The 18,966-nt window shown below is 70.2% G+C and carries 16 protein-coding genes and 1 pseudogene; 10 read left to right on the top strand and 7 right to left on the bottom strand.

Going from position 1 to position 18,966, the window contains the following annotated elements; translation table 11 throughout:
* The first annotated feature begins 42 nt into the window (after positions 1 to 42).
* Positions 43 to 255: an EF-hand domain-containing protein gene (locus QA861_RS13025; RefSeq protein ID WP_307626949.1), complete on the top strand. Its 213-nt coding sequence runs from the start codon at positions 43 to 45 to the stop codon at positions 253 to 255.
* Between the two features lie 69 nt (positions 256 to 324).
* Here the strand turns inward: QA861_RS13025 and QA861_RS13020 are convergent, their stop codons facing one another.
* Positions 325 to 2,301, bottom strand: a complete 1,977-nt coding sequence (locus tag QA861_RS13020; protein WP_334588495.1) for a glycoside hydrolase family 84 protein — start codon at positions 2,299 to 2,301, stop codon at positions 325 to 327.
* A 284-nt stretch (positions 2,302 to 2,585) separates the two neighbouring features.
* Here QA861_RS13020 and QA861_RS13015 point away from each other — a divergent pair, with 284 nt between their 5' ends.
* The 6 genes from QA861_RS13015 to QA861_RS12990 all read left to right on the top strand — a co-directional run bounded on the left by QA861_RS13015 (position 2,586) and on the right by QA861_RS12990 (position 11,378).
* Positions 2,586 to 3,419, top strand: coding sequence for a hypothetical protein (locus QA861_RS13015; protein WP_334588494.1), 834 nt, complete (start codon positions 2,586 to 2,588; stop codon positions 3,417 to 3,419).
* A complete protein-coding gene (locus QA861_RS13010) occupies positions 3,416 to 5,731 on the top strand; it encodes a hypothetical protein (RefSeq protein ID WP_334588493.1) in 2,316 nt (771 codons plus the stop codon). The genes QA861_RS13015 and QA861_RS13010 overlap by 4 nt, the downstream gene beginning before the upstream one ends.
* Positions 5,728 to 7,569 (top strand): vWA domain-containing protein, encoded by a 1,842-nt coding sequence (locus QA861_RS13005; RefSeq protein ID WP_334588492.1) that lies wholly within the window; start codon positions 5,728 to 5,730, stop codon positions 7,567 to 7,569. Before QA861_RS13010 ends, QA861_RS13005 begins: the two co-directional genes overlap by 4 nt.
* Positions 7,570 to 7,649: 80 nt before the next feature.
* Positions 7,650 to 8,330, top strand: coding sequence for a vWA domain-containing protein (locus tag QA861_RS13000; RefSeq protein WP_334588491.1), 681 nt, complete (start codon positions 7,650 to 7,652; stop codon positions 8,328 to 8,330).
* A gap of 1 nt (position 8,331) precedes the next feature.
* Complete coding sequence (locus QA861_RS12995; protein ID WP_334588490.1) at positions 8,332 to 9,555, top strand: protein phosphatase 2C domain-containing protein; 1,224 nt, start codon at positions 8,332 to 8,334, stop codon at positions 9,553 to 9,555.
* Positions 9,522 to 11,378 carry a hypothetical protein gene (locus QA861_RS12990; RefSeq protein WP_334588489.1) on the top strand — a complete coding sequence of 619 codons (1,857 nt, stop codon included), beginning with the start codon at positions 9,522 to 9,524 and terminating at the stop codon, positions 11,376 to 11,378. Before QA861_RS12995 ends, QA861_RS12990 begins: the two co-directional genes overlap by 34 nt.
* Before the next feature lie 54 nt (positions 11,379 to 11,432).
* Here the strand turns inward: QA861_RS12990 and QA861_RS12985 are convergent, their stop codons facing one another.
* On the bottom strand, positions 11,433 to 12,128 hold the full coding sequence (locus QA861_RS12985) for a Crp/Fnr family transcriptional regulator (protein ID WP_334588488.1): 696 nt from the start codon (positions 12,126 to 12,128) through the stop codon (positions 11,433 to 11,435).
* 55 nt (positions 12,129 to 12,183) lie between these two features.
* Positions 12,184 to 12,744 (bottom strand): glycoside hydrolase family 25 protein, encoded by a 561-nt coding sequence (locus QA861_RS12980; protein ID WP_334588487.1) that lies wholly within the window; start codon positions 12,742 to 12,744, stop codon positions 12,184 to 12,186.
* Positions 12,745 to 12,839: 95 nt separating this feature from the next.
* Here QA861_RS12980 and QA861_RS12975 point away from each other — a divergent pair.
* A pseudogene (locus tag QA861_RS12975) lies at positions 12,840 to 13,090 on the top strand (acyl-CoA carboxylase epsilon subunit).
* Between the two features lie 386 nt (positions 13,091 to 13,476).
* Positions 13,477 to 14,526 carry a hypothetical protein gene (locus tag QA861_RS12970; RefSeq protein WP_334588486.1) on the top strand — a complete coding sequence of 350 codons (1,050 nt, stop codon included), beginning with the start codon at positions 13,477 to 13,479 and terminating at the stop codon, positions 14,524 to 14,526.
* A 14-nt stretch (positions 14,527 to 14,540) separates the two neighbouring features.
* Here QA861_RS12970 and QA861_RS12965 read toward each other — a convergent pair whose 3' ends face one another.
* Both QA861_RS12965 and QA861_RS12960 read right to left on the bottom strand, forming a co-directional pair.
* The gene (locus QA861_RS12965) at positions 14,541 to 15,317 is read right to left on the bottom strand and encodes a polysaccharide deacetylase family protein (protein WP_334588485.1); all 777 of its coding nucleotides are present in this window, start codon (positions 15,315 to 15,317) and stop codon (positions 14,541 to 14,543) included.
* Between the two features lie 314 nt (positions 15,318 to 15,631).
* On the bottom strand, positions 15,632 to 16,033 hold the full coding sequence (locus QA861_RS12960; protein WP_334588484.1) for a hypothetical protein: 402 nt from the start codon (positions 16,031 to 16,033) through the stop codon (positions 15,632 to 15,634).
* Positions 16,034 to 16,297: 264 nt separating this feature from the next.
* Between QA861_RS12960 and QA861_RS12955 the strand changes: the two genes are divergently transcribed.
* Positions 16,298 to 16,531, top strand: a complete 234-nt coding sequence (locus QA861_RS12955) for a hypothetical protein (RefSeq protein ID WP_334588483.1) — start codon at positions 16,298 to 16,300, stop codon at positions 16,529 to 16,531.
* A gap of 620 nt (positions 16,532 to 17,151) precedes the next feature.
* Here the strand turns inward: QA861_RS12955 and QA861_RS12950 are convergent.
* Both QA861_RS12950 and QA861_RS12945 read right to left on the bottom strand, forming a co-directional pair.
* Positions 17,152 to 17,982 (bottom strand): hypothetical protein, encoded by an 831-nt coding sequence (locus QA861_RS12950; RefSeq protein WP_334588482.1) that lies wholly within the window; start codon positions 17,980 to 17,982, stop codon positions 17,152 to 17,154.
* A 414-nt stretch (positions 17,983 to 18,396) separates the two neighbouring features.
* Positions 18,397 to 18,966, bottom strand: coding sequence for a hypothetical protein (locus QA861_RS12945; protein WP_334588481.1), 570 nt, complete (start codon positions 18,964 to 18,966; stop codon positions 18,397 to 18,399).

Below are 18,966 nucleotides of genomic sequence, written 5' to 3'. Positions count from 1 at the left end.
TCTGACCCCGTCAGCAGTACGTACATGAAGGGGCGGGTCCCGGTGGCGGACATCGAGGAAGCACGCAAGCAGTTCGAGCGTATCGACACGAACGGTGACGGGGTCATCACGGCCGCCGAGTTCAAGACCGCCCTGGCACAGGCGGGCGACTGGAACGTCACCGAGTCCGTGGCCGAGGTCATCATCGCCTCCCGCGACCTCGACGGCGACAAGCTCCTGTCGTTCGACGAGTTCTGGACGTACCTGAACAAGTGACGCGAAGCGGTACGTAGGAGTACGAAGCGGTACGTGTGTGGGCGCCCGCCGGTCATCGGCGGGCGCCTCTCATGTCTCCGCGAGTGCGCGGGCCACGAACGTGTCCAGGACGCCCGCACCGACCTCGACCTCGCGGGTGCGGCCCTGCCAGTTGAGGACCGTGTGGGCGCGGGCGGCGGCGCGCAGGGCCCTGACCTCGGAGCGGCTGCCCCCGCCCTCGTGGACGGCCATCGCGCCCAGCGCGGCCCGTGCCCAGTCGCTAGCGCAGGCCAGCCACGGTGACGCCGCCGAGCGGAAGGCGGCCGGGACGGTGTCGCGGGCCGCGGCCAGCACCGTCAGCCGGTTGCGCAGGGCCTTTTCGGCGGTGGCGCCGCCCCGCCAGTACGCCGCCGTCAGCGCCGCCAGCTGGGGCGCCTGTACGGCGTTGACGCGGGAGGCGCGGTTGACGTCGGCGAAGGCGCGCAGGGCCGTCAGGGCGCGGGTGTCGCCGGCGGCCAGGGTGGCGAGGCCCGCGTCGAGGGCGGCCTCGGGGCGGTACCTCGCCGGGTTCCAGGTGTAGGCCGCCAGGGAGAACAGGGCCGGGGCGGAGGCGCTGGCCTGGTTCATCGGGTTGGCGGTGAGGCCGGCGACCGTGCCCGGCAGTGTGCGGTCGCGGCCCTCGTAGGGGCCCAGCAGAAGGTGGCCCGGGGTGTAGTCGTTGACCGGGTAGTTGTCCCAGACCAGCACCGGGTGGGCGTAGGTGCTCCGGGCCTCGCGGGCCTGGACGGTGCGCAGCGTGGGGGAGACGGCCTGGGCGCCGGTCCACATCACGGTGACGGCCGGGTCGAGGCGGGCGGCGAGGGTGCGCTTGTACGCGCTGGACCGACCCCCTGTGTACTCCGTGGGCACGGTGATGAGCGGCGCCGCCCCTCGGTGCGTGCCGACGAACGCGCGCTGGACCCGGTTGAGGAGATCGGCCTGCGCGCGTGCGACGGCCGCCTTGCCGGCGCCGTACGCCGACTGGTCGCGGGAGCAGTTCCAGCGGCTGATGTCGATGTCGTCGAGGGGCACGGCGAACGCCCGCACCCCGATGTCCCACAGCTGCCGGAACTTGCGGGTGAGCGCGGCGGTGTCGGTGGGGGAGGAGTAACAGACGGTGGGGCCGGGGGAGATGGCATGGACGAAGGTGATGTGGTCGGTGGTGGCCCGCTGGACCAGGGTGCGTAACACGGTCAGCCGGTAGGCGGGGTACGGGTCGCGCCAGCGGGCGCGCAGATAGGGGTCGTCCTTCGGTGTGTAGATGTACGTGTTCAGCTTCCAGCGGGCCGCGAAGTCCAGCTGCTCCAGGCGCTGTCGCTGGGTCCAGGGGGTTCCGTAGAAACCCTCGACGATGCCCCGGGTCGTGGTGGCGGGCCAGTCGCGGATGTGTACGGCGGGCAGTTCGGTGCGGGGTGCGGAGGAGTCGACGGGACGCACCAGCTGGGCCAGGGTCTGGGCCGCGTAAAAGGCGCCGGCCGGGTCGGCGCCGGCGAGCACGATGCGGGGGCGGCCCTTGTCGTCGGCTCCGGCGGCGAGGACGTAGCCGGACGGCGGCAGTGTCTTCGGTGGCTCAAATCCGAGGGTATGTAACGTTGTTGACGCTTCGTCAGAGTCCTGGGTGACGCTGGAGGCGATGGTGAGCAGCAGTTCGTTCCGCTGTGCGCGGTCGCCGTAACGGACCTGGTGGACGCCCGCCTCACGGAGGGTCCGGGCGACCGTGTCGAGGGTCGCCGCGTCCGTCCCGGAGTCGGAGTGCAGGGCCACCGTTCCACCGATCCGCACCGTGCCCCGGCCGGGACGCACGCTTCGCGGGGCGGGCCACAACGCGGGTACCCGGGACGGGAGTTGGGCCACCGTTTCGTCCTCCGGGGCCGGTGGGGCGGAGGTGGACGACCGGTTGCTTCCCGTGGTGCTTTCGGGGGCGGCGGGGTCCTGGGAGCCGTCGGTGAGGACGCTCGCCAGGAGCAGGCCGAGCAGGGCCAGCGCGGCGCCTAGCAACAGCGCTGGAGGGGTGGGCCATTGACGCACAGAGTCCCCCTCGGTGTCCCGACCGCTGTCTCGTCCGTCCGTGCCGACCCTCCCCCTACCCCGTCCGGGAGACGGTTATGACGGATCGTCCGATACCGCCCGATGCTCGTGAGAACCGGGCAAGCGCCCTCTTACCTGTTTGTGTGTCGTCATGTCGGAAAAGATGCCGATGTGTCAAATCAGCCACGCTGTGCGCCAGTTGGCGTAGACACTGTCGATGAACGGCCCTTGCATGGAAGGGCCGGGGCGCTCGTGGCCCCGGCCCGGAGCACAGGAGGACGGACATGGTGTCGCCGGACCCCGTCAGCTACTGGATCGTGCTGCTCGACATCGAGGATTTCAGTCCGCGCCCGGAGAACGCCCAGGCCACCCTGCACGACGAGCTCTACGAGGTGGTCGCGTTCGCACTCCGCAGAGCCGGCCTGGGCTTCGGTGACTGCCGGGTCCAGGACCGCGGCGACGGAATGCTGATCCTGGTCCCCGTGGCCACCAGCCCGGTCAGGCTGCTGCGGGAACTCCAGCGCGGGCTGGACGACGCCCTGCTGGCGCACCGGAAGAAGTACAACGAGAACCACCGGATGCGGTTGCGGGTCGGCCTCAACCAGGGGCTCGTGATCCGGAAGGGCAAGCGCTGGACCGGCAACGCCATCAACGACGTGGCCCGGCTGGTGGACGCGGGCCCCGTCAAGCGGGTCCTCACCGAGGCGCGGCGGGCCCAGCTCGTGGTGGTGGTCTCGGAGAACGTCCACAAGACGGTCGTGCTGGGCGGCTACCCGGGCATCGACCCGGCTGCCTATCTGCCCGCCGACTTCGTCACCAAGCACGGCGAACCGCGCCGCGGGTGGGTCACCGTCCCCGGCTACGCGGCGCCGCCAGGACTTCCCGCGAATCCGGGGGAGCCGCCCGGCCGGGCCACTGGGGGAGCTCCGGCCCCGGGCGGCGGAGCGGGAAGAGCCGGCGGCGGAACCGGCACGGGGAGCCCGGTTCCGCCGCCCACGCTCACCGCACGGGACGTGACCGGCAGTCAGATCGCCATCGGCGAGGGGGCCAGAGCCGTCGGCCGTGACGACGTGGCGGGCAACGTGTACTACATCAACTCGCCCGTGGACCAGCCGTGAGCACCCCCGGCGCCCCGGCGCCCGGACCGGCGCCCGCCGCGGCCCCCGCGCCGTCCTCCGCCGGTCCGACGCCCGCGGCTGCGCCCGGGTCGCCGCCCGGCGGCACCCCGGGTGACGGCGGCGCCCCTCCGGCGGGCGGCGACGGACCGGGCGGAGCGCCGGGCGACGGCGGGGCCCAGCCGGGGGACGGAGGCGGCGGCGCTGACAACGTCGGCGCCGGATCGCGGGCCAGAGGGGCCACCAACCGCACCGGACAGGGCAGTCTGCGCGCCGGGACACTGCGCGAGGCGTGGACGCACATCGGCGGGGACCGGGTCCAGGGCGACAAGATCGTCGTCCAGGTGCGGGCCGGTGAGCGGGACGTCGTCATGCGGGCGCTGTCCGCGACCACCGTCGAGACCGTCCGGCACGCCTTCCAGGCACCGCCCCGCTGGGACGACGTACTGGCCGACGCCTGGCAGCGCCGGTCGGTCGTGCTGCGGGGACCCGGCGGCGCGGGCAAGACCGCGGCCGGAGTACGGCTGCTGATCGCCGCCCAGGTGAAGACCTGGTACCTGCTGGACTCCGTCGCCGAACTGAGCCGGCTCACCGACCTCAGGCAACTCGGCAGCGGAGCGGGCCTGTTGCTCGACCGGCCGCCCGACCTCGACGAACTGAGCGGCTCCCTCCTCCAGGGGCTGGAGGAGCTGCTGCGCCTCGCCGACGCCAGGCTCGTCCTGATCGCCGGACCCGAGGCCGAACTGGGGCGCGGTGCAGGCGAGTACGTACGGCGGATCGACCGCCCCGGCACCCTGAACACCGTCCTGGAAGCCCATCTCGCGCATCTCCTGGGTGAGTTGGAGGCCGAACGCGCACTCGCCGCCACCGGTGTCGGCGACCTCGCCACCGAACTCCTCGACGACCACGCCGCCTGCCGGGACGCCGCCCGCCTCGCCGAGGTGCTGGCGCACGAGCACAAGGCCGGCGCCATCGACACCGACCATGTGCGCACCCGGATGGACCGGGCCGGCGGCGAGAGCCCCGAGGAGTGGTTCGAGGGGCTCGGCGACACCGTGCTGCGCACCCAGGCCGTCGCCCTCGCCGTCCTCGGCGGACTGCCCCAGGAGGACGTGGCACTCGCCGCGACCCTGCTCCTGGAGTGGTTCCGCAGCGAACGCGGCATCCTCACGCCCAGCGTCGAGCACGGTCCCGTACCGCTGCGGCACGATCCCTTCGCGCAGTCCCGGCGGCTGCTCGCCGAGAAGCTGCGCGCCCGCACCGTCGCCGCGGTCACCAAGGGCGCCCTCGGACGGCTGCCGTGCACGGTCGCCGAGTACCGCGACCCCGCCTACCCGCCCCGGATCATCCGGCACGTCTGGTCCGAGTACCGCATCCAGCGCGAACTCATCGGCTGGCTCGCGGAGTTGGTCGACTCGCCCTCCCTGCAGGTGCGCAGCTTCGCCGGGACCGCCCTTGGACTGATCGCCACCGAGGCCTTCGAGTACATCGCCGACCAGGTCTTCGCCGGCTGGGCCATGGACGAGGACAACGGCTGGCAGCGCCGCGAGGCCATCGGGTACGCACTCAAGGTCTGTGCCCGCGAACCCGCCCTGCGCGGCGGCGTCCGGGCACTCGTCGACGGCTGGTACCTCAGCGACGTCTGGCAGTTCCAGGCGGCTGCCGCCCGCGCCTACGGGCTCTGTCTGGGCGGCGCGGACCTCACCGCCGCCGTCGCCGCGCTCACCCGGCTCGGGACCGTCGACAACATCCAGGTCGCCATCGCGATCGGCGACAGCTTCGCCGACCTGCTGGAGGAGGACCTCGCCGCGCACGCCCTCGTCGTACTGCGCGCCGTGGCCGAGATGGCGCACACCGCCGAGAGCCGCGCCTGCGGACACCTGGTCTTCCTGATCCTCGCCGACACCCTCCTCTCCGAGGAACCCGCGACCCCCGGCATCGCGCCGCGCAGCTGTCCCACCCTGCTTCGGCTGGCCGCCAAGGACCCGCCGGGCGGTGAACTGCGGCGGCTGCTCGGCTACTTGTGGGCCGAGGTGATCGGCGGCGAACTCTTCGGCGAGGAGGCGGAGAGCGTGCTCCAGAAATGGGCCGCCCAGGCCGAGAACGATCCGCTCCTCCTGGACGACCTGGTCCGCATCCTCGTCGACGACGTCGCCGCCCGCAGTCCCCGCGCGGGCCGGCTCCTCGAACGCCATGTCACCCACTGGAACGAACGCGACAACTTCCGTCCCCTGCCCCGCTCCGCAGCCGTCATCGGCACCGCTCTACGACTGAGACCGCCCGCTCCGCCCGCTCGGCCAGGAGGTGCCCGGTGACCCAGCCGGTGTCCAGATTCGTCAACCAGTCCCCGGTGCCGCGCTTCGCCGTCGGCCCCACCAAGGCGCGCGAACCCCACCTCGCCGTCGTCTACGCCACCGCCTCCGGCGAAGTGGTCTGCGTCGACGGCCGTCCGCTCACCCCCGGCCAGCAGGTCTTCTCCCGTTACCGCACGCGGTACGAGGTCGACATGCGCCCCCAGCACCGCAGCGCGGTCCTGCGCAACAACCCGCTGGTCTCCCGGGACGGTGTCCACGCCTTCGAGGTCACCCTCTCCTTCACCTTCCGCGTCGACGGCTGGACGGGCGCCGAGGAATTCGTACGGGCGGGCCTCACCGACCCGCTGCCCCTCGTCCACGGGCACCTGATCAGCCTGTTCCACGGCGCCGGCCAACTGTTCTCCATCGAGGACTCCTTCGGCCTCCAGCGCCATCTGAACCAGCTCTGCGCCGCCCCCGCCCACCTGCCCCAGGGGCTCGTCGTGGACGGCTGCCGGGCGTCCGTACGCCCCGACACCAAGGCGCTGGCCTTCCTGGAGTCGCTGATCGACGCAGACTGGAAGGAACGCCAGGACGCCGCCGCACACATGCCCGCGGTCGGCGGCGCCCACCGGGGTGGCCAGCTCGACGCCATCAAACAGGGCTACGAGATCGAGTCCACGAAACGGCAGGCCGACTCCTTCGCCGGCATGCTGACCAACAGCGAGGGCCTGATCCGGCACTACCTGGTCACGCACCCGGGCGACGCCGCCGGCGCTTTCGAGATGAGCCGCCAGCTGGAGTCGGCCCGGATGGCCACCGCCGAACTCCAGAACCAGCGCGCCCTGGGCCTGTTCCAGGTGATGGCCGAGAAAGGGCTGATCGTCGCCGGTGACCTCGACCTGCTGCGCCAACAGCTCACCGGGCAGGTCGGCATGGCCACCGGCGGCCACGTCCCCCTCTCGGCCACGGCACCTACCGCCCTGCCGGGCGCCCGCCCGTGGGACGCCCCGGCGGCGGCCCCGGCCCAGCTCACGGCGGGGGCCCCGCAGCAGGCGCCGGCACCCGCGCCCGCACACCAGCAGACGGCGCCGGGACAGCCGCAGCCGGGACAGACGGTTCCGGGACAGCCGCAGGTGTACGAACCCACGTTGGTGGTGCCGGTCCAGCCGCACACGGCTGCCGCCCCGGCCGCCTTCTCCGGCGCCGCGCTCATCTATCTCGTCCTGGACGAGTCCCTCGACCGGGGCTCCGTCGACGAACTCAACCGGGGCCTCGCCTCGCTGCACTCCGCGCTCTCCGGCGCCCCGGGCGTCTCCGCCGCGCTGCGGTTGTGCGTGCTGGGCATGGCCGCCGCCACGGAACTGAGGCTGCCCCTGGACACGGTGCTGCCCAGCACCCGCACCCCGATCCTCACCGGGCGCCCCGGACTGTCGTACACCCACGCCTTCCGCACCCTCCAGGCGCTGCTGCGGCAGGACGTCGCCCTGGTGAAGACGCAGCGTACGCAGGTGCTGCGGCCGATCGTCTTCTTCCTCACCGGCGGTGTCCCCGACGAGGGCACCGGCTGGCGGACCGCGTACGCCGAACTCGTCGACCAGGACGGCAGCTCGGTGGCCCCCCACCTGATCGCCCTCGGACTGGGCGGCGCCGAGGCATCGACGGTACGGACGCTGGCCACCCGTCCCGAGTTCGGCTTCATGGCTGCCCCGCACCAGGACGCGGCCTCGGCCGCCCACAGCGTCGCCGCCTTCCTGCGGGACACGATCGTCGGCTACGGACAGCGACTCGGCGCGGGCGACCCGCAGTTCGCCCTCGCGGCGCCGGACGGGTTCCGGTCGGCGGAGGACGCGCTGTGACGGCGGCGGCGAAAACCGCGGCAGAGCACGGTTCGAGATCAAGATCAAGATCAGACAAGCACAGGTAAGGACAAGTGACGATGATCGAAAGCAACCGGGGGCACTTGCTTCCCGTCTATGTCCTGGCCGACGAGTCGGGGTCGATGATCAACCACATCGGCGACCTCAACGACGGCCTGAGGTCCCTGCACCAGGCGTTGCTCGGTGAGCCGATGGCCGCGGCCAAGGTGCGCTTCTCCGTACTGGGCTTCTCGGACGACGTGATCGAGCGGGTCCACCTCGTCGATCTGCGCGGCGCCGGCGAGTTCCCGCTTCTGACCACCCGCGGTATGACGAGCTACGCCACCGCCTTCGAGGACCTGATCACCCGCATCCCCGCCGACATCCAGGGCCTCAAGGCCGAGGGATACCAGGTGCACCGGCCCGCCGTGTTCCTCTTCAGCGACGGACTGCCCAACAGAGGGGAGGACTGGCGCAGCGCCCACCGCCGGCTCACCGACCGGCAGTCGACCCTCGGGGCGCCCAACATCATCGCTGTCGGCATCGTGGACGCCGACCCGCACATCATCAACGAGGTCGCCACCCAGCCGGAGTTCGGGTTCATCGTGAACAAGGGTGTCGACGTCGGCGACGCCATCGCCAAGTTCTGCACCGCCCTCACCAGGAGCGTCATCGCCTCGGGCCGTTCGCTCGGTTCGGCCAGTCCCCAACTCACCGTCGACAAGCCGGAAGGCTTCACCGTCGCGATCGACGTGATCTGACGTGGCCCTGTTCGGCAAGCGGCAGAGCGAGACGGAGCGACGACCCGACCGGTCGGACCCGGCGCGGCGCCCGGACTCCGTACAGCGCCCGGACTCCCTGCAACGGCCCGACCCTGCGCAGCAGTCCGACCCGGCGCAGCAAACCGATCCGGTACAACAGCCCTACCCGGTACGGCAGTCCGGTGCTCAGCACGGCAACGGCACGGGAGTCCCCGGCCCCGGAACGGCCCCTGGCGCGGCCCCCGGCAGGGAGAAGGCACCGGAGCCGGCCCCCGACTCGGTAGTGGCGGTACCGGTGGAGGCACCGGCAGCGGCACCGGTGGGGATGAACATCGCCGGGCACTGGCGGCCCATCGTCGTCGGCAAACCCGTACCGCCGTTCGACATTGTGCCGCCGCGCGGGCTGTCCTACCGCCCGGACACCGTCTGCGACGGCTGGCAGACGGGGAAGATGGCCCTGCGCCTCGCCTCCGTACGCGGCTATCAGCACCGTTACGAGGGCCGCCCCCGCGAGGACGACGCGGCGGCGGCCTGGGACGAGGGCACCGGAACCGTGGTGTTCGCCGTCGCCGACGGGGTCTCCAGCGCACGCCAGCCCCACATCGGGTCCCAACTGGCCTGCCGCAGCGCCGTGGACGAGATGCTCAGCCAGGTCCGGGGCGAGGGCGCCGGGTATGTCGCCGACTGGGACAAGCTGCTGTCCACGGTCCACTGGCAGCTCGTCGAACAGGCCCGCCGGATCCTGCACCGTCCCGACGCGGGCCCCGAGGAGACGGCCGGACTGCTGGCGACCACCCTGGTGGCCGGGACGGCGACGCCCACCGACCAGGGCGTCTTCGTCCACCTGATCTCGATCGGCGACTCGGGCGCCTGGCAGATCAAGCACGACACGTTCTACCGGCTGACAGGCGGCAAGGGAGCCGGCACGGACGGGCTGTACTCCTCGACGGTGGACCCGCTGCCCTTCCTCCCCGGAGTCATCCGTCCGCTCTCCTTCGCCCTGGAACAGCAGACGGTCCTGCTGGTCGGCACGGACGGGTTCGGCGACCCGCTCGGCGACGGAAAGGGGGCCGTGGCCCGCCACTTCTACTACGGACTGCTGAGCCCCGTACCGCCGTTGGGCTTCGCCCACCTGCTCGACTTCTCCCGTGAGACCTACGACGACGACCGCACGCTCATCGCCCTGTGGCCGTGGAACGACGCACCGGGGGGCCCGAGTTGCTGACGATCTCCTGGGTCGGGCGCGACAGGCTCGGCGACCTCCCAGCGAACCGGTTGGGCGACGGCGGACAGGGCGTCGTGTACGCGGTGCCCGACCCGCCCGGGAAGTTCGCCGGCGAGTATCTCGCGTACAAGGAGTACCTGCCGGCGGTGACCAGCGATGCCGACGCGCTCTACGAACTGGTCAGTTTCTTCGACGAGTTGGGCCGCACCGACCGACACGACCACTCCTACCTCGACAAGCGGCTGACCTGGCCGACCGCGCTCGTCTACACCGGCGCCCGGCCGACACGGCCGCTGCCGCGCGACAATCCCGGCACCACCGTGACCGGGTTCCTGATGCAGCGGATCACCGAGGAGTTCGAGCTCGACAGCACCCGGCTGGGCAAGGTGAAGCCGCAGGGCATGGAGTTCCTGCTCAACGACGACGGGTTCACCCGGTCCCTGGGGCTGGACGTCGACGACGGGCGCCGGCTGCGGCTGCTCATCGACCTCGCGGCGATCCTCAACCGGCTGCACCGGCACCGGGTGACCGTGGGCGACCTCTCGCCGAAGAACGTCCTGTTCATGCTGGACCCCTCTCCCAAGTGCCTGCTGATCGACTGCGACTCGATGCGGCTGGCCGGGAAGGACGTCCTGCCCCAGGTGGAGACTGACGACTGGGCGGTGCCCGAGGCGGCGAAGGCGTCGCCGGCCTCGGACACGTACAAGTTCGGCCTGATCGCCACCAGGCTCTTCAACCGGCACCAGACGAGCACCGACCTCACCGGACTGCGGAACGTGTCGTCCGCTCTGGCGAACCTCGCCGAACGCAGCAGGGCCTCCGATCCGGGCGCGCGTCCCCCGATGGCGGAGTGGCTGCGGGTTCTGGAGCAGGCGCGCGGTCAGCTGAAGCAGAGGCCGCCGGCGCCTCCGCGTCAGCGGCAGTCGCCACCGGGTCCGCCGGTCACGCCTCAGCAGCAGCCGGTGACGCGGCCGAACGGCGGGTTCCAGTTTCCCTCCCCGGGGTCGAACCCTCCGTCGAACCGGCCGCGCCAGAGCCCGGTGACGCCCTTCCCGCAGCCGGCCGCTCAGCCCAACCAGCCCACGCAGTCCACCCCTTACACGCCGTACGCCCCCTATCCGGCCCCTCAGCGGCGGGCCTCCCATCCGGGCCTCTCGGCAGCCGCCCGTGCGGTCGGGGTGGTCGTGGTCCTGCTCGTCGTCGCGGGAGCGTGGCTGGCCACGACGCGGTACTCCCCGTTCGGCGACACCGCGGCCCCCGGCGACTCCTCCACGGACTCGTACTCGTCCTCGGGCTCGGGCTCGACCTCAGGCTCGTCGTCGGACACGTCCGTCAAGTCGGCCCCCGATCCCACCGTTTCGTCCGAGACGCCGGCAAAACCGGTCGTGGTGGACCGGGCGGTGGCTCCCGGAGCGACCGTCGACTTCTCGCAGGTCGTCGACGATCCGAGGGCGCGCGGAGTGGCGACGATGTTCGCCCACTTCTACGGGGCGGTCAACGAGCGCGACTACGCGAAGGCGATGCGCCGCTACGACCCCCACTCCAAGGTGGTGAACACCGATTCCGCCAAGAGCCGGCAGGGGTGGACGCACGACATGAGCACCACACGGGAGTCCGGCATCGCCCTCACCGGTCTGTCCGGCGACGGCACGTACACCCTCGCCACGGTCAGCTTCCGCAGCAACCAGGACCCCGGGTTCGGGCCCGCCTCGGACCCCGAAGACACCTGCGACGACTGGACGATCACGTACCAGCTGACCAACACGAAGGGCTACCGCATCTTCAAGGCCCCCAAGGAGGGGGTGAGTTACACGTCCTGCTGAGTGGATGGGGTTGAGGATGGCGCTGAGGGCGGGGCCGGTTGTGCGTGAAACCCCTCAGCCGCCGAACGCCTGTCCCTTCAGGTGGTCCACCGATCGGATCAGCAGCGCCTGACGTCCCGTCACGATCCAGCCCTGTCCCCGCCATTGCTCCAGCACCCGGCTCACCGTACGGCGCGAGCTGAGCACCAGGCCCGCCAGGTCGTCCTGGGAGAGCGGCAGGGTGATGCGTACGCCGGTGCCGTCCGGGTCGGGGTGGCCGCAGCGTTCGGCCAGGTCGAGGAGGAGGGCGGCGAGGCGCATCGGAACCGGTTCGGTGATGCCGGTGCGCTGGATGTCGGCCTCGCGCAGCCGCCCGGACAGTGTCTGTTCCAGCGCGGCGGCCACTCCGTCGCTGGAGCGGGCCAGCGCCTGGAAGCGGACGGCCGGCAGATGCAGCAGGTCGACCGTCGTCGCCGTGTGGAGCGAGGCCGACCGGCGCCTGCGCTCCAACCCGGCCTGCTCGCCGAGGAGTTCGCCGGGACCCCGCAGGGCGAGCAGCGCGCGGTAACCGGCGTGGGACTGGGCGACGACCTTGACCCAGCCGCGCAGCAGCACCACAAGATGGTCGGAGTCCTCGCCCTGCGTCAGGAACTGCTCGTCTGCGGGCAGCGACACCCGGGTCGCCCCCCGGACCACCGCGGCCCGGTCCGCGGGCGCCAGCGCCTCCCAGAAGGTGGCCGGACGACGGCTGCCTGTTCCCGTCTCGGCCATGGAGTGCCCCCGGTCCAGGTGTGCGGCTGTGCAGAGGATATGTCGGCCGTACCCGTCAGTTGAAGGCTGCCCACTCCTGCAGTGCCTTCTTGGTGGCGAAGTCGCCGACGTTCGTGTCGACCGGGTCGTCGGTGTACTGGTGGAAGCGCCACGTCGCCTCGATGCGGGGCTCGCCGGCCGTCACGTAGTCGGCTATCCACAGTCCGTCGCCCGCGTAGGAGGTCGTGTCGACGTTCAGCCAGTAGCTTCTGTTGCAGTAGAGGACGACCCGGATGTCCGGCCGCAGCTCCTTGAGCTTGCGTATGAAGGCGTCCTTCTCGGCGCTCGGCGCGCGGGTGCCGTCGCCCGTCGTCTCCCAGTCGACTGCGAGGATGTCGGCGCTGTCCCTCGCCGAGGCGTTGCCGAGGAAATACTCGGCCTGGGCGGTCAGGTTGCCGGGCCACAGGAAGTGGTAGAAGCCGACCACGCAGCCGGCGTCGCGGGCCCGCTGTGTCTGCGCCGCGAGCTTGGGATTGACGTACGAACGGCCCTCCGTCGCCTTGATGAAGACGAAGGAGAGGCCGTCCGTGTCGAAGGTGGAGGACTGGTACGCGCTCACGTCTATGCCGCGCAGCATGGGGTTCTCCCTGAAGTGCCGTCGGGGGGACAGGGGTTGCGGATTTTCCACCTTTGCACAAGTGATTCCGCGTGCACAAACCCCCGACTCCGCTGATGAGTGACACCTTCGAGGACCATGACGCGGTCATTCCGTATCTGCCGCGGGTGGAGAAGGGCGAGGCGGGCCCGGAGGAACTCGCCGCGGTCACCGCGGCGCTTCTCGCGCGTGCGGCCGGAGCCGCCGACGCGATGCGCCACGCCACCGCGCGCCGCGAACGCGCGGTGGCCCACTGGCGCCGCCCCGAACACGCCCCGGGCTTCACGGGCCGCACACCTGGAGCGGGGCACGCGCCGAGCGCGACTGAGACGGGGTGTGTACGGGGGCGGACCGCGTCGTTCCGCCCCACCCCCGTACACACCCCGTCTCACACCGCCGCGGGCTGCCCCAGGACCGTGCGCATCGCTTCCGCCACCAGCCGTCTGGAGCCGCTCTCCCTCGTCCTCGACAGCGCCTGACCGGTCGGGACCCACGGGGAAACGGCTCGTTCCGCACCGAGGTGCCCTCCCGCCGCCCACGCGCCAACACACCACACCACGCCACATCGCGCGGGCGGGCACCCCGGCGCTCCGACGCGCACGGAGGAGCAGGCGGAGGACCTTCGGGCCGGCACTCGACGGGGACCATTCCCATGAGCTGGCCTCGCGCCCCCGATACCCTGTCGGTTCGATTTCGCGGCTACGGGGGTCAGTTGTGACAGGTGGCTATGACGCCGTCCGTGAGTTGTCGGTGCCACGCGGCTTGGGAGCGGTCACCGATCTGGCGCCGGTGCGCGACTGCGAGCGGCCGGTGTGGCTGGCGCTGGGCGAGGACGGAACGATCAGCCGGTGGGACGTGGCATCCGGTGATCACGAGGCTGTCGGGACCACGACCGTGCCGGCGGAACCCGACCACGAACCATGGAACGATCGCCGACTTCGCAGGCGCCTCCATGCCTCCCACGACGGCATGTTCGCCGCGGTGGTCAACGACTACGGCCGATTCGGCGAGGTGATCGACCTGCGGACCGGCGAGGTCACGCTGACCTTGGACAACCAGGGTGACGAGGAAGAAACCGTGCCGTTCTCGCTGGCGTTCGGACAGAGCCGTGGGCGGTGCGTCGTGATCCACCGCACGGACTGGAACCGGCTCGACGTGTCGGACGCGCGAACGGGCTCGCTGCTGACCGATCGGTCGTCGCCCGCGCCCGTAAAGGGAGTCGCCCGGCCGGAGCATGACCTCGACTACTTCCACGGTGCGCTGTATGTGAGCCCCGATGGCAGGCGGATCCTGGACGACGGCTGGATATGGCATCCCATCGGAATCCCCTCGACGTGGGATCTTGACCGATGTATCGAGGGCAACGTGTGGGAGTCCGAGGACGGTCCGAGCCGCGTCGTTCTGTGTGACCGGGGGGACTACTGGGATCACGGCATGACCTGGATCGACTCGGTCCGGGTCGCCGTAGAGGGTGTCGGTGATGACATCACCCTGATACGGCCCGGGGCACGGATCTTCGATACGAGTCGAACCGGTCAGAACGGAAGGGCCGTGGAACTCCCCGCGTTCGAGGGCCCGGCCGGGCCTTTCTTCAGCGACGGCACCCGTCTGTTCAGTCGCGGCGACACCGGTCTGTCGATATGGGATCCGGTCGAAGGGAAACTCCTGGGCGTCGTTCCCGGAATGTCCCCCACACATCACCACTCAGGCGCCCGGCAGTTCCTGCAGCTCGCTGACGGCATGGTCCGGCTGTGGACCATGTGACCGGCTGTGGCTGATCACCTGTAGATCTTGCCGGGCTCGGCTCTGCCCGGAGCGAGCAGCTGGGAGACGGTCACAAAGGTGTAGCCCTGGTTGCTGAGCGCCTTCAGGATGGAAGGCACGGCCGGCACGGTGCCCTTGTGCAGCGGGTGGAGCAGGATGATCCCGTCGCGGTCGGCGCCGTCGAGCACGCGCTTGGTGATCAGCGCGGAGTCGTCCGTCTCGTAGTCCTTCGCGGTCACCGTCCACAGCACCTGCGCCATCCCCAGTTCCTTCGAGACCTTGGAGACACGGTCGTCGGTGCGGCCCTGGGGCGGGCGCATCAGCGTCGGCTCGCTGCCGGTGATGCCGGAGATGGCCCGTGCCGTGCGGCGCAGCTCGTCGCGGATCTGCGCATCGGAAACATCGGTCAGCCTCGGGTGCGTCCAGGTGTGGTCCCCGATCTCGTGACCGTCCTCGGCCATCCGCCGCACCACATCCGGGAACTTGTCGATGCGCCGGCCCTCAAGGAAGAACGTCGACGGCGCCTTGTACTCCTTCAGGACGTCCATCAGCCGGTCGGTGGGTTCGCCCGGGTTGCCGTCGAAGGTGAGCGCGACGCACTTGGCCTTCCGGCAGTCCACCTGCCCCGCCCGTACGCCGGCTCCGGACGCGGCCTGGTCACGTGCCTCGCGCGGGGAGAGCGTCTCCATCTTGTACGCCTGGATGACCATGACGACGGTCACCGTCGCGGCCGCCACCACGGCCAGGGAAACAAGTATGAGCCGACGAGCCCGTCTCTTCGAAATCTTCACCTCAGGGAGAAGACGTCAGCACCGGAGGCGTTGCCCAGCGGCCTCGATAGTGACGCAGGACACCTGTGTGCAGCACGTTTCAGGAGATTTGCGATGCCATCTCGGAGCGTCGGCCGGGGGGCCGCTCGCGTCAGGCTCGCCTTGAGTTGCGTCGGGGACTTTTCGGGGACTTCTTGTGAAGGGTCGTCTTCTGGCAGTTCGCAGGACCGAACACGGTGTCATGACGGGCCTCACGCCAGTGTGTTCGGCGGAGCAACATCGGATGTACGGCAGCAGGACATGGACAGGGGAGGCTCCGGGCGACGGGGCGCTGGTCATGGGAGGGCGCTGGTCATGACGACGTCCCCGTCGGACCGGCAGCTGAGCTGCCGGCTGTCGAGGGGCCGTCGCCTCACACACGGAATGTCACTGGATGGTCTACCGGAGTCCGCGGTGGTGAAGTCGACCGGGCTGGTGAGGGGGTACGTGCCCCCGCGCAGGTTCACGACGATGTCCCCGGACATGGCCGAGTTGACCGTGCGGACCGCGTTGCGGGCCTTCTCGATCGTCTTGAACGCGGATGTCGTGCTGGTTCCCGAATTGCTGTCACTGCCACCTGAGGGATCGACGTAGAAATTGGCGTCGGCCGCGTGCGCCGACCGCGCGGGCAGCACCACGAACGATGCCACCAGCAACGTCTGAAACACTCCCATGACAACCCGTGCGGGTCTTCTCATCAGGTTCTTCTCCTTTTCTGTCGCGCGAGGTCACCCGGCGGCGGTGGACCGCAGCCCCGGGACCCTCTGCGCGGTCAGCAGAGCCCGCCTGGGCCCGACTCGTTGAGCTGCCAGATCTCGGACAAGTCCGACCACTGGCCCTGTGTGCCCCCATCGGGCCACGGTTCCTGGCATGGGCCCGGTGAGTTGCCATCACTCGCGGCCCTCGCGATCCGACCCGATGGCTGCCAGGTCGGCGTCGAAGTCCTCCACACCATCCGCTCGGTGCGCTGCACCACCTGCGTCGACGACTCGTGGGTCTGGGAGCTGTACGACTACGGGCACGGGGACCCGGTGGCCACCGAAACCGAGATGCTCGTCGGCGGCCACGGACTCACGGTCCGGCTCCCCGCCCCACGCGGGTACGGCTCACCCTCCGGCTGGAGCCGCGCACACGGACTCCCAGCTACGACACGCCCCTTCGCCGACAGGCCCACGGACGAAAGGAACGCGACGTGAGGCGCATCGCCCGGACCCTCGGACTCCGCCCGCACGTGCCGTCCTTCTGGCGTGTTGGGCGAAACCGTCTTTCGCGATCGGTGAACGACTTCCTTGTGGCCACGAGTACTCCACTAGTTGTGCGCGCCTTGAGCGAGGCGGCGGCCGAGGCACTTCGGCTTGCGGAAGAAATTAGGCGCTCTATCGCAAGCCTGGTCAAGGGGATGTGCGGACACAATTTCTAGAGTAGCGCGACCTTTTGAGACGATTTTGGTGTCATGTCGGAGATTTAAGTGCCCCGCAGTGAGTGGTGATTCGGACTACCGAAGTGGTTTTCTTCAATGAGTACTACTTATGGAGGGATGTTGGCGCAGGCCAGATGTGCGGCAGCCGCGTCGGCAAGGCAGCCGGGGATGAGCACGCACGGCCTCCCAAGGCGCCTTCAGGCGCTGAACACCATGCGGCGCACGGTCCGTCACACCGTCGCCCGCCTCCCCGCAGTGGTCTGGGAAACATCCCCGCGACGGAACGGCGAGGGTCAGGAGGGCTATGTCGTCGCCGAGCCGACCGCGTTCGGGCACTCGATAAGGCTGACCCGGGGCATGCGGCTCTCCGTCCGCCCGGCACGGAGGGGCCGTGCCCTACTGGAGTTCCTCGACCTGGTCCTTGGCCCACCACAGGAACGCCGCAGAGTGCTGTTGGTTGGCGAAGCCCTCGCCGACGAGGTCATGCAAGAGATCATTGCTCCAGAGAATGAGCCGACCGAGGGTCCAGTTCACCGACTCGGGCGCCGGCAGCTCCAGTCCGTAGACCATCCGCGCGATCTCACGCTTGCCGTCCGCCTCCGTCGTGTACTTGAGGATGGTCAGGAACCGGCCGGGGTACATCACGCAGAGAGCCCTCGTGAGGAGGGCCTCCTTGAAACCGGTCATGGCGAATGGTTTGGTGCCGTCCAACAGATGCTGGAGCCGGTCTTCGAGCGGCACGTCGGCAGGCTCGTGCAGCAGGTACTCGATCGTCTTGCCGGTCGCCTCTCCGGCCGCGGCGTCGCCCATGTCGTTCCACGCGGAGTTGAATGTGGCCTGGTTGCCGGGGTGGGCTCCGACGTCGGAGTTGGCGAAATCCTTGAGGGCTCTGGGGTCGCACGTCCACAGTCCGTCGGGGGAGAAGATGTGCTGGTACTTCGACCAGTAGGCCGCCACGTCGGGGTCGAAGTCCGGTTTGACGGCGAGGTACTGCTCCTTCAGCCGGGTCACGCGCTCCAACCGCTCGGGATCGACGTCCTCGGGTTTCGGGAAACGGGCTTTGAGGTCGTCGAAGGAGCGGGGCGGGTTCCTCTGCGGGACGGTGGGCTCCTTGTGCTCCCATGCATAGCCGCACCGGTGCTTCACGAGCCGACGTCCGCCGTCAAATGTGCGGATCACCTCGATGTCTTCGTCGTCGCTGCACAGTGGACACATGGCCAACGCCATGGCTACCCCCGTTCCCACAGTGCTCGTGCCCGCCCGGGCCGATGCACTCCTCCACCCAAGGGCCGCATTCTTGCATTCGGCAAGGGAAGCGGGGATGTGGCCCCATCCGGCGGGACTTGGGTCGGGGACCTCCTGTCCGTCGGATCCGTCCATCCCCGGCTACGACCCGTACCGGCCCTCGGCGTCCCACGGCAGCCTGGCAGCGCGCCGCCCTGCCGTCGCACAACGCATCTGAGCGGGGGCGCCTCTCGCTGAGAGAGCCGCCGGGAGTGGCGGTGGGGCGGATTCGGGCATCCCGCATCAGCCACGCCGGCCAGCCCCGTACCTTCGCCGCGCTGGAGGGGCTGATGACGAGCGCGCCGTCCCGTGCGTTCGGCGGCTGCCTTCACGGCTGTTTGTGATGCGGGGAGCGGTTTACGAACCCGTCTGTCTGTCAGGCAGCGCGGACACCCAGTCGGCAGCTCTCACGAGGATCGGTCCGGTGACCTCGTCGGCGCCGGAGGCGTAGGCCGCCCAGCGGAGTTCGTCGCACGCGAAGAAGGATTCGCCCCAGGTGTCCACCCAGACGCGTGCTGTGTCGCTGCCGGACCGCGTCAGGTCCCACCAGGCCCAGCCGCGAAATTCGGACTCGGGATCGAACTGGTACAGCCACTCCTGCAGATCCCACGGCCTTCGACCGAGCGCGGCCTCATAGCGCTCCGTGCCCCGAGTCACGAACTCGGGGACCGGCGCCGAGGCTCCTCGGGCGGCGGCGACGAACCAGTCGGGAAGCGTGTCGACCGGGAGGTCGCCTCCGTCGAACGGGTGAGAGACCGCCAGTTGGAGAGCAGGGGTCAGCACGGATCGCAGTCTCTCCTCGAACTCCGCGACCGAACCGCTCGTCCGTACGTCGAAGGTGCACAGGACGGGAGGTGCCTCTTCCGCGGACGGTCGGTGCGACAGCCGGTGTCTCTCCTGCTCGATGTCCTCGATTTCGTGAAACAT

Source organism: Streptomyces sp. B21-083, from assembly GCF_036898825.1.
In the GTDB taxonomy this organism is placed as follows: domain Bacteria; phylum Actinomycetota; class Actinomycetes; order Streptomycetales; family Streptomycetaceae; genus Streptomyces.
The sequence above is the reverse complement of the archived record's forward strand: the minus strand, read 5'-3'. Positions and strand labels throughout refer to the sequence as shown.